The following is a 13681-nucleotide window of genomic DNA, read 5'->3' as shown; positions in this document are numbered from 1 at the left end:
ATGATAGAGCCGCACCGCCAGTTTTTCAATCAGGCTTTCAGCAAAGAGAAATACCAAGCGTTTTTGGATGATATTGCCGCAGATTTTGACTATCTCCCCACTTTTCGAATCGCAGAGACACCGCTGTTTATCACGGATAAGCTAAAGCAGCAATTGCTCGAAGGCTGCCAACAGGTCATCGACTTCATCCAAAGACCTGACTTCAATGCACTCACCGAAAAGGCTGTCGAGGTCAACTTCAACGTACCCAACCAAGATGCCCATACTCAATTCCTGGCAATTGATTTTGGGATATGCGAGGAAGATGGCGAGATCGTCCCGAAGCTGATCGAAGTACAGGGCTTCCCGTCCGTGTTCAACTTCCAGTTCAACATGTTTGAAAAACTCAAAAAGGCCTACCCTTTTTTGGAGGATTTCAGCCCCTATCTCGGAGGGTTGGATGCAAAAGGCTATTACGACAAATTCAAAGAGACTGTCCTCAATGGGCTTAACCCAGAAGAGGTGGTTTTGCTTGAAATAGAACCCGAAAAACAAAACACCAAAATCGATTTCTACTATTGCAAGCGGGATCTCGGCATTCCCTTCCTTTGTGTCACCGATATCATCAAGCATGGGAAAAAACTTTACTATAAAGATGCGTCAGGAAAAGAAATCCACATCAAGCGGATTTATAACAGGGTGATTTTCGACGAATTGGTGACAAGGACCGACCTTCCGATGCAATTTTCGTTTTTGGAAGAACTTGACGTGGAGTGGGCTGGACACCCTAACTGGTTTACAAGGATCAGCAAGTTTATCCTGCCCTACCTCAAGGGGCCCTACTTCAATGACACCACCCTGCTGTCAGACCTGCAAGAAATACCCGAGGATTTGGAGAATTACGTACTGAAGCCGCTGTTTTCATTTTCCGGGAGTGGCGTGATTTTCCACGTTCAAAAATCCGATGTCGAGGCCGTCAAGGAAAAGGACCTCTATGTGCTTCAGCGCAAGGCACACTATGCGCCTATTCTTCAGGCACCCGAAGGTCGTGTGAAGGCTGAGGTCAGAATATTGGGCGTATGGCCTGAAAAAGACAGTCAGCCCACATTGATCGGCAACCTGGTCCGTCTCAGCCGGGGTGAAATGATCGGCGTCAAGTTCAACAAGGACAAGGATTGGGTCGGCGGTACGATTGGCTTGTTTGAGAAGGAAAAATAACCTCCTGATCGACATTAAAGGCAAAATTGCCATCACGCATTGGAATCCAACAATCCTAACTATCTGGCTAGAAAGCCCGTAATCGTTTATGGGCCTAATGCCCACTAACCAAAAATCGATGTATTACCTGGAAAGCATTTTGGTAAACAAGGGCGATGAAAGCCGATTTCCATACAACATCCCCGCCTTCCGCACGATGGGTAGGATGGTTTTTGACAGTCCGATCACGGTATTTGTGGGTGAGAACGGCGCAGGGAAATCAACACTTTTGAAAGCCTTGGCCATTAAGCTCAATCTTCCCGCTATCGGAAGTACCGATTTGGAAAGCGATGAGACCTTGGCGGGTTTCCAAACATTTAGCGACTCCATCAAACTTTCATGGCGGAACCGTGCCTACCGGGGCTTCTTTTTCCGAGCGGAGGATTATTTCGGTTTCGTAAAACGCCTGCGCAGCCTAGACCAAGAACTGAAGGGCGATATCGTGGACTTTGAAAAGCGCCTGAGTGGCACAGGTTTAAAGTTGGCGGTCGGTGCCGTGCATGGCCAAAAAGAAGCCCTTCAAAGGAGATACGGTGACCTGACACAGGTGTCCCATGGCGAAGGCTTTTTGAAAGTGTTGCAGGGAAGACTCCAGTCCGAGGGTATTTACCTGATTGACGAACCGGAGGCGGCACTTTCCCCACAGCGGCAGCTTGCGCTTTTCTCCCTGATCAAAAACCTGGCGGAAAACGAGGGCTGCCAGTTTATCATCGCGACCCACTCCCCTATCCTGATGTGCCTTCCGAAGGCCCAACTGTTCCAATTTGACGATACTGTACATCGAGTTTCCTACGAAGAAACGGAGCATTTCACCATACTGAAAAACTTTTTGAACAACCCTGAGGCGTTTTTGAGGTATTTGTAGTAAAAAAGTAACAGAAAGATTTTTTGTTCAACCCATGCCAAATGTTGGCATCTCCCATTTTGATTACATGTTGTGTTCTGAGTTCCTAAGAGAAATAGCAAGCATGGTATATAAAGAGATGACGATCGCGGTAGGCAATGCAAGTCCCGAGATGTAGTTGTACTTTCGAATCTGGACTTTCTTAATCTCGGTGACCGGAATCCGCATTTGGTAGCGATCCTTCACTGCAATAGGGTCGTTTGTTACCGGTTCGCGCATCAACAATCCTTTGAGATGCTGCCCATCCGTTTCTTGATAAATCAAATAGTAGCGCTGTGCCTGGTAAGTTGTGACCAAAATGATATCCTCCTGCTCCAATTTTTCAATCTGCCGGAGGTCAAAGACATCATTTGATTCCGGCTTCTCAAGCCTTGGTCTGGTGTTTTCGATGTTTCTGAAAGTGACGCAGGAACTTGTAAAAAGAAGTCCCAATGCGAGGAAATTACACATGAAACTTAAACGAAACCTGTTCATAGCAACTTCTTAAATGGATTTTGATAAGTTTCACAAAAATCAGATCAACTAAGTTACACAATTATCCCAAGCGGACAGCATCATTCCCACATTTGACTTTACATTTTCCAACAACACGACCTATTGAACACCATCAGTCTTGCTTGACACAAGACTTACTTGATCCGGAAAGCCTTCCCAAAAGCCTCCCTTAAAAAGAGTAGCTGTCCCCTTTTTGGACCACATATGTAGGGTCAAAAAAATCCAAGTAACAAACTACCGCTGACTTTGTATGACCTCCCACTTTTTTGATCATCCAAAACTCCAGTGATTCGCCAATTACTCATGAATTCTACGCGTGGGAACTTAAAAAATGTGGAAAATCTTCAATAAAGCGCATTTTTCAATTTGGGCTTCCTACGCATTTGGACTAAATTGGATCAAACAATCTCCCCAAAATGCCGTCATTCCCAATTACCGATTTCCATGTGCATCCAAACCTAAAGACATATGGAAGAACCTTTGATAGGCGAGCAAAGGGTACCGAACAACTTTGGATGGAATCCAAGCCCGGCTTTTGGCAACTCAAGAAAAATGCACTTCTCGGACTGACCCATTTCAGCCAAGCGACCTACCTGATGTTGATAAAGGGCGGCGTGCGGGTTGCGATGGTTTCATTGTATCCGTTCGAGAAGGGCTTTTTCGAAAATGGACGTTTGAAGGGCCCTCTCGCTGAGATTATCGCCAATTTCATCACACAGATTGGGTTTAGCAGAATCCGCCACCTTCAGAAACAAATGGATTATTTCCAGGAACTCGCCGGAGAAATGGACTTTCTGCTCCGAGCGGAACAGTCTTTTGAACAAAATGGCGTTTCCTACACAGCGACATGGGCAGAAAATTGGACCAACACTCAACAAATACTTGCAACGCCAAACAGTCTGGCGCTCATCCCGACCATCGAAGGCGCACATGTATTCAATTCCGGCTTGGGAAAATTTGGCAAAAACCCTGATCGGGAAGAAATTCTGAACAACATCCGAAGTGTAAAATCATGGAGGTTCCCTCCCTTTTTCATCACGTTCGCCCATAATTTCAATAATGACCTATGCGGCCATGTAAGAAGCCTCGAAAAGGCTGGCAAACTTCTCGACCAATCCGAAGGCATCGATCTCGGATTCTCTGAATTGGGTTGGGAAGTGTTGGAACATTTGACGTCGACGCATTTTGGCCGGCCAATCCTCATTGACGTGAAGCACATGAGCGTGAAGTCCCGAAAGGAATTCTATGCCTGGAACAATCGCCGCCCCGATCCCCTACCCGTTTTGGCTAGCCATGCAGGCGTAGCCGGATTGGATTTTTCGAAAACATCCAAAAACCCAAATACCCCAACTTGGCTTTGCCACGATGAGATCAACTTTTTCGATGAAGATATCTTGGAAATCGGAAAGACAAAAGGCATACTCGCCCTGCAACTCGACAGCAGTCGCCTCGCCAATGCGGCCAAAATCAAAAAAAGCCTATTGGGCAAGAATCGGGAAAAGGCAATTGGCGAATCTTGCCAAATCCTTTGGGCAAACATCCAACACGCCGCTGAAATACTAGATCAAAACGGACTCGATGCTTGGGATTCCATTGCAATCGGCAGCGACTTTGACGGGACGATCAATCCCTTGGAGGGCATTTACACCACGCTTGATTTCAAAGATATGGCCAATGCGCTTCTGGAATTAGCGAAGAATTATAACAAAAACAGTTCGCTGATATTTGCAAAAAACCGACAAATCGAGCCAGAAGCTATCATTTCCAAGATTCTATTCGAAAATGGACTAGAGTTTCTGAAGTGGAATTTCCGTTAGATTTGATGCCAATTCAATGATTGTCTCAATAAAGGGATATTCCCCAATCGGCATTGATGATCAAGAAATAAAGTCCGACCAGTGAGGCAACGCCTACCACTCCCCACACCACGTAATTTTTCTTCCAAACCTCCAATTTCTGGATTTCATCCAGCGGGATTTTGATCAAATACCGATCATTCAGCTTCAGGATATCACCAGTTACCGGTTCCTTCCAAACCATCCCAATCAAAGTGCCATTTTCGACCTTTTTGTAAAGGACATTATAATCCCGCTCGGCAGTTTTTGCGATTATCCGTTCATTTTTATGGATTTTCATAAATTCATTCTCTGGAAACTGCTCAAATTGGGCGCGCTCTGTTGTTTTTGGGGCAAGGTCCATGACGTCTTTATACATCATGCAACTTGTAGTCAAAAAGAGCATCGCCATAAAAAGGGCGATTGAACGGAAGTATGGATTGATTCTCATGGGTCGTAAAGTTGGGGTCAAAAATAAAAAGCCCGTTTCCCACATTCATTGCGCTAGAAAAATGGACTTTATTGGCATTTGCCAATATCCCTAAATTACAGACTTACTTCGGCAGCTGAAAAACAGCCCGATACTCGTTTTGGCAATTTCCACCAAAATGCCAAAATAGATTGGCGAAAATCAATAAAATCCGCTGTTTTACGGAAATCTCGTCTTTTTCAGACCTATTCGCATGGAAATTTACGGCTTCACCAACATATACTCATAGGTGCTCTGCAGGCCCAACGGAATCCCCAAGGTCCAATACAAAAGCAGAAATAAGGTCCATGTAACCAACAGCATGATCGAATACGGAACCATGATCGATACCAACGTGCCGATACCCGTGGACTTGACATAGCGTTGGCAGAAAACTACAATCAATGGAAAATAGGGCAAAAGCGGCGTGATGATATTGGAAACAGAATCGCCGACACGGTAGGCCGCCTGCGTCAAATCCGGCGAAATTCCCAACTGCATCAGCATCGGGACGAAAATCGGACTGATCAATGCCCACTTGGCAGAAGCCGAACCCACGAGAAGGTTAACCAATGAGGTCAATATGACAATTCCGACAATAGTGATTTGCGCGGGAAGATTCATGGACTGGAGAAAATCCGCTCCCTTCAACGCTGTCAAAGCACCGATGTTGGACTTGGAAAACGAATCGATGAAAAGTGCACAGAAAAAAGCCATCACGATGTAATAAGCCATGCTGCCCATGGACTTGCTCATGGAGGCAATCATGTCCTTCATCGTCTTGTAGGTACCGCTTGCGAAGCCAAAGATCAAGCCCGGAATCCAAAACACGACAAAAATCAAGGGGACGATAGACTTCATCAGCGGCGCATCCCTTGAGGTAAGTTCACCTACCGGATCCCGCAGCGCTGAGTCATTCGGATATGCCCAAAAAAACAAACCGACCAAGCAAATGGCCATCACGCCGAACGCGACCCAAAATGCCTTCCCTTCCTTCTCGGTCAAGGATTCCATCTTGGGAACATCTTCAAGATTCGTATCAACCTGGATATTTTTGTTCAATCTGGGTTCGATAACACGATCCGTCAAAAACCAAACGACTGCTATGACCACCAAGCTCGACAATCCGGTGAAGAATATATTGTTCAATGGATTCAATACGATCTCGGGGTCAATGATTTGGGCAGCTGACTGGGTAAAGCTCTGGATCAGCGGATCAATACTCGAAGGAATGAAATTGGCACTAAAACCGCCCGAAACCCCAGCAAATGCTGCAGCGATACCAGCCAAGGGATGCCTACCTGCCGCATAGAAAATCACACCTCCAAGCGGAATCACCAATACATAACCCGCATCGGCCGCGGTATGGCTCACGTTCGCGACCAATACCAAGATGGGAGTCAGGAGCATTTTGGGCGTTACCCCCAACAAGAACTTCAAGCCCGCATTGATAAAACCCGAATGTTCAGCCACACCGACACCCAGCATCGCCAACAATACCACACCCAGCGGCGGGAAATTGATAAAAACCGAGGTCATATTGGCAAGAAAAGAAGCCAGGAAGGTCCCCGTCAACAAATTTTGAACCCGCAACTCCCCACCTGACCGTGGGTCTACCGCTCCAAAATCAATCGGGGCAAGTAATGCCGACAAAACCCAAGTCAGCAGCATCAACGATAAAAACAACATCGCCGGATCAGGCAGCTTGTTGCCCGCCCTTTCAATCAAATCCAAGAATCTATCCAAAAAGGTACGGGGCTTTTGTTCGATTGTGCTCATAAAGGATTAAATTGGGTTCTTCCAAAAATAACAAGCCTTCCCAATTTTCAAGCATACCTTGGCCACTTTCTACCCATTCGATGAATATTGACCCCAGCACCGCACCGAAAGAGGTAAAAGAGGACCTCAAAAACCTCCAAACCTTCCTGAGTCAAACTCTTCCTGCCAAGAAACTGGACCAAAATGTCCTGATATGTGCATGGAACATCCGCATGTTTGGAGGTCTGACGATGAAATGGGAATCGCAAGAAGAGGATTCGCCTAAGCGGGACATGCATTCCTTGCTGTGCATCGTCGAAATCCTGCGGAGATTTGACATCATTGCGGTACAGGAAGTCCGAGGGAACTTCAAATGCCTTCGGGAAGCAATGAGATTACTTGGGCCGGATTGGAGTTTCCTCATGACCGACGTGACCAAAGGGGGCAAGGGCAACAATGAGCGACTCGCCTTTATTTTTGACAACAGAAAGGTGAAGCTCTCAGGTCTTGCCTGTGAAATCGTCATTCCGGACGATGAATTGGAAAAAAACAAAGCGATCAATGCAGATGCCCTCCAGCGGCAATTTGCCCGAACTCCCTATGCGGTGAGCTTTCAGGTCGCAAATCATACCTTTGTGCTTCTCACGCTCCATGTGTTGTTTGGAAAGAAATCCGCGGACAGGGTGGCAGAAATACAGGCCATCGCCGATTGGATCAAAGGCTGGGCGGCAGAAATGAATTCCTGGAATCACAGCATGATTACCTTGGGGGATTTCAATTTGGAGCGAGGCAATGACCCCACACTTCAGGCTTTCCTATCCACAGGACTGCATATTCCACCGGATCTTGACCCCCATGCGAGGACGATATTCAAAAAATCCACCACCTATTACGACCAAATCTCCTGGTTCAAAGACAACATTTCACTGCAATACAATGGCGGCGGAATCGTGGATTTCCGGGAAAATGTGCTACAAAACAGAAACCACACATTGCCGGAAATTTCCTTTCGGATCTCCGACCATTTCCCACTTTGGGCTGAATTTCTCACACCTTAAAATAAACCCAGCATGAAAAAACACCAATTCCTTCACCTTTGCCTCGCGGGCCTTTTGCTCACAGGTACCTCCTTCGCCCAAATCGAAGACAAAACCGGCATTGTAGCCAAAGGCGCAAAAGTCGAAAAAGCGGGCGATGGATACAACTTCACAGAAGGCCCAGCGGTAGCTAAAAATGGCGACGTTTACTTCACCGACCAACCCAATGACCATATCCACAAGTGGTCGGCGAAAGACGGAAAGGTCAGCCTTTTCATGGAAAATACCAGCCGCTCAAACGGTACCTATTTCGATAAAAATGGCATATTGATCTCCTGTGCTGATTTGGAAAACGAACTTTTGGCGATAGGTCCGGACGGAAAAACCGAGGTCTTGGTCACAGACTACCAAGGAAAAAAGCTGAACGGACCGAACGACCTTTGGATCGCTCCCAACGGCACGATGTACGTCACAGATCCACTTTATAAAAGGGCTTGGTGGAAACGCAGCCCAGAAATGCAGCAGGATGGCGAACATGTGTATATGCTTTCTGCCGATCGAAAGACATTTACAAGAGTCGCCGATGATTTAACCAAACCCAATGGCATCATAGGCACGCCTGACGGTAAAAAATTATATGTAGCCGATATCGGCGCAGGCAAGACTTATTCCTTTGACATTCTGTCCGACGGCAGCCTCGCCAACAAGCAGCTTTTTGCCGAACTCGGTTCAGACGGGATGACGATCGACGCAAAAGGCAACATTTACCTCACGGGCAAAGGCGTGACCGTATTCAATCCGAAGGGAGAGCAAATCGCCCAAATCCCCATTGAAGAACGATGGACAGCCAATGTGGTGTTTGGCGGCAAGGACCGAAAAACGCTCTTTATCACCGCGATGGGTTCTGTCTACACTTTGAAAATGAAGGTGAAGGGAGCTTATTGATTTGGCTATTCCTTTACTCCCCAAGGATCCGAAATCCTTGGGGAGTTTCCTATACAATCGGAAACCGATTGGCGTCAGTAGAACTGTTTAGCTGAAAAGCATTCTGTCTTTTTTTCAAACATATTCACACCCAAAAGCAAGATCATTCTGTACAAAACGTAATTTTCCATATAAACAGATATTTTTCATCTGATTGGTCTTTATTGAATTTTGAAATTTAGTAGATTTAAAAAACGTTGCATCCGATATAGTTCGGGTGGATTTTGCCCAAAACAACCATGATGAAACCTACGAATACCAAAGATCCCGAGTATTACCACAAAGTGGTGGATTGCCAATACGCTTGTCCCGCCCATACGCCAGTTCCCGAATACATCCGCCTCATTGCAGCCGAAAAATACACCGAGGCCTATATGGTCAACTGGGAATCAAACGTGTTTCCAGGAGTCCTTGGCCGAACTTGTGACCGGCCTTGCGAGCCGGCTTGCCGTCGGGTGCGTGTTGAAGAAGAGCCGGTAGCAATTTGTCGTTTAAAAAGAGTCGCCGCAGACAACAAAGGCGACGTGAAGAATTACATGCCACAAGGCCCATTCCAACCAAATGGCAAGAAAGTCGCTTTGATTGGCGGCGGTCCTGCATCCCTGACTGTAGCGAGGGATTTGGCACCCTTGGGCTACGAAGTCCATCTATTCGACGAACAACCGGCAGGCGGCGGCATGATGCGCAGCCAAATTCCATCCTTCAGGCTACCTGAGGAGGTACTGAATGAGGAGGTGAATTACATTTTGGATCTCGGCATCCACACCCAATTCCTCACCTATGTAAACAGCCTCAAAGACGTCCTGGAGGGCGGATATGATGCGGTTTTTGTCGGAACCGGCGCTCCAAAGGGTAGGGACTTGCCAAAACTGCCTGGAAGAAAAGAAGGCGACAAATTCATCCACATCGGTATAGAATGGCTTGCAAACGTGGCCTTTGACCATATAAAATCAATTTCGAAAAAAGTCATCGTCCTCGGAGGCGGAAATACCGCCATGGATTGCTGCCGTACTTCCCGGCGATTGGGTGGAAAGGACGTCAAAGTCGTTGTCAGAAGTCCATTCGATGAAATGAAAGCCTCTCCATGGGAAAAGGAGGATGCATTGCACGAAGATATCCAAATCATAGACAACCATGTACCGCTCAGTTTTGAAGTGGAGGATGGGAAATTGATCGGCATGAAATTCCAGAAAGTCCGACCTGTATATGATGAAAACGGGAAAAGGCAATTATTGCCGACGGATGAACCGGAAGTCTTTATCGAAGCAGACGAGGTATTGATCGCGATCGGTCAGGAAAACAGTTTCCCGTGGATTGAACGGAACATCGGCCTGGATTTTGACCAATGGGGCATGCCTGTAGTCAATGAGAAGACATTCCAATCTACATTGCCAAAGGTCTTCTTTGGCGGGGACGCAGCTTTTGGACCCAAAAACGTCATCACCGCGGTGGCGCAGGGACACCAGGCGGCGGTGTCGATTCACCTTTTCTGCGAAGGAAAAGACCTACTCGACCGTCCATCTCCCTACACGAATCTCATCAGCCAAAAAATGGGAATCCACGAGTGGAGCTACGACAGCGCCGTGATTATTGACCAGCGATACATCGTGCCACAGGCCAAAAAGTCTGTTACGCTCAAGGACAGGAAGAAAGAGGTGGAATTGGGATTCGATGTTCCCACAGCCTACAAAGAAACCCAGCGTTGCCTTAATTGTGACGTGCAGACGGTGTTCACTGCTGACCGCTGCATAGAATGTGACGCATGTATGGACGTTTGCCCTACCTCTTGCATCACGTTTACGGCAAATGCTGAAGAACCCGAACTTCGCCAGAATCTACTTGTCCCTGCCGAAAACCTCAGTCAGGATTTATTGGTATCCAAGGAACTAAAAACGGGACGGGTGATGGTCAAAGACGAAGACGTATGCTTGCACTGCGGACTTTGTGCCGAAAGGTGTCCAACGTCAGCTTGGGATATGCAGAAATACTTCTATTCAGTCACCAAAGCCTACCAAATGCCCTCACCCCTACCAGCAATCCAGAAATGAAGAACAACATCAATGATTTTATAGTCCGCTTCGCGAATGTCAACGGAACGGGCTCTGCCAGTGCAAATTACCTTTTTGCAAAATCCATCTTTCGGATGGGCATTCCGGTGACGCCAAAAAACATTTTCCCCTCCAACATCCAAGGCCTTCCAACTTGGTACGAGGTACGCGTCAGCGAAAAAGGCTACCTGGGGCGGCGTGAAGGAGTGGACCTGATGGTCAGCGTCAACCCACAAAGCATGGCCCAAGACGTGAAAAACGTCAAATCAGGAGGCTACTTTATCTATGACAGCACCAAACGGCTAGCGCCTCCACTGTTCAGAGAGGATGTCAACTACCTCGGTATCCCGATGATGGAAATGGCCAATGAGGCATTTTCCGATCCCAGAAAACGGCAATTGCTCAAGAATATCATTTATGTGGGAGCGCTGTCAAAGTTACTCCAAATCGATATGCCCGAACTGGAAAAGCTTATCGCTGAGCAATTCGAAGGGAAAGCGCAATTGGTTGAGGCCAATATGGAAGCGCTTCGCTTGGGAAGAACTTATGTAGAGGAGAATTTCACCTATCCCCTGCCGTTTTTTCTCGAGAAACGCGACCTCATCAAAGATAAAATCCTTGTCGATGGCAATACCGCTTGCGGCCTCGGGGCAGTATTTGGGGGAGCAACGGTGATGGCCTGGTATCCGATCACACCTTCTACCTCGGTGGCAGAGGCGTTTGAGGATTATTGTAAAGTTTATCGCATTGACCCCGATACGGGAACCCACAAATATGCCATCGTGCAGGCTGAGGACGAGTTGGCAGCGATGGGGATGGTCATTGGGGCCAATTGGAACGGAGCACGTGGTTTCACAGCAACGAGTGGACCGGGAGTCTCATTGATGAATGAGTTTTTGGGCCTGGCATATTTTGCCGAGGTTCCCGCCGTCCTGATTGATGTGCAGCGTGCAGGGCCGAGCACCGGTATGCCAACACGTACCCAACAGTCGGATTTGCTATTGGCGGCATATGCCTCCCACGGAGACACCAAGCATGTGCTTTTGCTACCATCCACGCCTAAGGAGTGCTTTGATATGACCGTCCAAAGCTTTGACTTGGCCGAAAGGCTCCAAACACCCATCATGGTGATGACTGATTTGGATCTGGGCATGAACGACCATGTGTCGGAACCTTTTCATTGGGATGAAAAGAAGAAGTACGATCGTGGAAAAGTACTCTCCGCCGAGGAATTGGAACACATCGGGAGATTTGGCCGGTACCTCGACGTGGACGGAGATGGCATTCCCTATCGCACCTACCCGGGTACCCACCCGACTAAGGGTTCCTTCTTCACAAGAGGTACCTCACGCGATGAATACGCGGCCTATACCGAAGATGGTGCGGCCTACAAACGCAACATGGATCGGCTTTTGGTCAAATGGGAAACAGCCAAGAAAATTGTGCCTGCAGCCCAGTTGTACCAAGAAAACCAGCAATCCGAGCTCGGCATGCTATTCTTCGGCACATCCCAATTTTCCGCAGAGGAAGCCAAAGACCTGCTCCAAGAAGAAGGAATAACACTTGATGCGATCCGGATCAAGGCATTCCCCTTTGGAAAGGAAGTCGTGGACTTTGTCCAAAGCCACCGCGTCATCTTTGTCATAGAACAAAACCGCGATGGCCAGATGCGTAAGATGATGATCAATGAATTGGAAACTAATCCGTCCACATTGATCCCGATTCTCAACTATGATGGCATGCCCATCACGGCTGACGCGATCAAAAACCAAATCAAAAAACACCTTCACCAAGCCTCCAACCTGCACCATGAGCTATCTGAAACCACTGTTTAGACACCCGAAACTCCCAAAAAACAAACTGGGCTACACGCTCAAGGAATACGAGGGTTCGCTCTCCACACTTTGTGCCGGCTGCGGCCATGACAGCATATCGGCGGCAATTGTTCAAGCCTGTTTTGAGCTTTCCATCGAACCGCACAAAGTCGCCAAAATATCGGGTATTGGATGTTCCTCAAAGACCCCGACCTATTTCCTCGGCAATTCGCACGGCTTCAATTCCGTACATGGCAGAATGCCATCTGTAGCGACCGGTGCCAACATGGCCAACAAAGACATGGTGTATTTCGGGGTATCGGGTGATGGTGATTCGGCTTCCATTGGTATGGGACAATTGGTCCATGTGATCCGGCGTAATCTCAACATGGTGTACATTGTGATGAACAATGGCTGCTACGGCCTGACCAAAGGGCAAGACTCCGCCACCGCCGACCAGGGTTCCAAAAGCAAAGCAGGCAGTATCAATCCGTTTCAAGCCATCGACTTGGCCAGTTTGGCAATAGAACTGGGCGCGTCATTCGTCGCCCAAAGCTTCAGCGGTGACAAGCTTCAGTTGGTACCCTTGATCAAAGCCGCACTCCATCACAAAGGCTTTGCATTCCTCAACGTGATTTCGCCCTGCGTGACATTCAACAACAACCCCGGCTCTACCAAATCTTACGACTACGTCCGTGAACATATCGAAGCAACATCCAGCTTGGACTTTGTCCCGGAAATGCCTGAAATCAAAACCAAATACGACGAAGGCAAATCTACCCGCGTAGCCATGCATGATGGCACCTTGATCCAACTCAACAAGCTGGCAAACGATTGGGACCCGGAGGATCGCATTTCAGCCGTGAATGCACTCCAAAAGGCAAGGTCAAAGAATGAAATCCTGACCGGACTACTCTATGTCAATACAGAGTGGAACGACCTCCACGGCACGCTCAATACCCATCAAACACCATTGAATAAATTGAAGGAAGAAGACCTTTGCCCTGGCGATGAAGCTTTGAAGGAGATAAATGATGGGTTTAGGTAAAGACGTTGGAGATTTGATACACAGGATTTGAGATACATCGTTTTAACCTGAAT

11 protein-coding genes are annotated in these 13681 nt (G+C 47.6%); 8 read left to right on the top strand and 3 right to left on the bottom strand.

The features are described 5' to 3' along the window. Entirely contained in the window at positions 1-1197 is a 1197-nt protein-coding gene (locus C943_RS08235; RefSeq protein ID WP_008626446.1) for a hypothetical protein, read from the top strand. Between the two features lie 118 nt (positions 1198-1315). Then, positions 1316-2101 (top strand): AAA family ATPase, encoded by a 786-nt coding sequence (locus tag C943_RS08230; protein WP_008626444.1) that lies wholly within the window; start codon positions 1316-1318, stop codon positions 2099-2101. Between the two features lie 63 nt (positions 2102-2164). Here C943_RS08230 and C943_RS08225 read toward each other — a convergent pair whose 3' ends face one another. Beyond that, entirely contained in the window at positions 2165-2590 is a 426-nt protein-coding gene (locus tag C943_RS08225; RefSeq protein WP_008626439.1) for a hypothetical protein, read from the bottom strand. 461 nt (positions 2591-3051) lie between these two features. Here C943_RS08225 and C943_RS08220 point away from each other — a divergent pair, with 461 nt between their 5' ends. After that, positions 3052-4452 carry a membrane dipeptidase gene (locus C943_RS08220; protein ID WP_040479675.1) on the top strand — a complete coding sequence of 467 codons (1401 nt, stop codon included), beginning with the start codon at positions 3052-3054 and terminating at the stop codon, positions 4450-4452. A gap of 25 nt (positions 4453-4477) precedes the next feature. Here C943_RS08220 and C943_RS08215 read toward each other — a convergent pair whose 3' ends face one another. Further along, on the bottom strand, positions 4478-4921 hold the full coding sequence (locus tag C943_RS08215) for a hypothetical protein (RefSeq protein WP_157198480.1): 444 nt from the start codon (positions 4919-4921) through the stop codon (positions 4478-4480). A 240-nt stretch (positions 4922-5161) separates the two neighbouring features. Then, a complete protein-coding gene (locus C943_RS08210; RefSeq protein ID WP_008626425.1) occupies positions 5162-6718 on the bottom strand; it encodes an AbgT family transporter in 1557 nt (518 codons plus the stop codon). A gap of 80 nt (positions 6719-6798) precedes the next feature. Between C943_RS08210 and C943_RS08205 the strand changes: the two genes are divergently transcribed. The 5 genes from C943_RS08205 (at position 6799) to C943_RS08185 (ending at position 13628) form a co-directional block, all read left to right on the top strand. Beyond that, positions 6799-7755: an endonuclease/exonuclease/phosphatase family protein gene (locus C943_RS08205; protein ID WP_008626422.1), complete on the top strand. Its 957-nt coding sequence runs from the start codon at positions 6799-6801 to the stop codon at positions 7753-7755. 12 nt (positions 7756-7767) lie between these two features. After that, entirely contained in the window at positions 7768-8679 is a 912-nt protein-coding gene (locus tag C943_RS08200) for an SMP-30/gluconolactonase/LRE family protein (protein WP_008626420.1), read from the top strand. Positions 8680-8960: 281 nt separating this feature from the next. Beyond that, positions 8961-10766 (top strand): FAD-dependent oxidoreductase, encoded by a 1806-nt coding sequence (locus tag C943_RS08195; protein WP_040479847.1) that lies wholly within the window; start codon positions 8961-8963, stop codon positions 10764-10766. Further along, the gene (locus C943_RS08190; RefSeq protein ID WP_008626411.1) at positions 10763-12601 is read left to right on the top strand and encodes a 2-oxoacid:acceptor oxidoreductase subunit alpha; all 1839 of its coding nucleotides are present in this window, start codon (positions 10763-10765) and stop codon (positions 12599-12601) included. Before C943_RS08195 ends, C943_RS08190 begins: the two co-directional genes overlap by 4 nt. Continuing rightward, positions 12576-13628, top strand: coding sequence for a 2-oxoacid:ferredoxin oxidoreductase subunit beta (locus tag C943_RS08185; protein ID WP_008626410.1), 1053 nt, complete (start codon positions 12576-12578; stop codon positions 13626-13628). Before C943_RS08190 ends, C943_RS08185 begins: the two co-directional genes overlap by 26 nt. Positions 13629-13681 lie beyond the last annotated feature (53 nt).

Source organism: Mariniradius saccharolyticus AK6 (assembly GCF_000330725.2).
In the GTDB taxonomy this organism is placed as follows: domain Bacteria; phylum Bacteroidota; class Bacteroidia; order Cytophagales; family Cyclobacteriaceae; genus Mariniradius; species Mariniradius saccharolyticus.
Note: the sequence above shows the minus strand (reverse complement) of the source record. Positions and strands in the feature narration are given on the sequence as shown.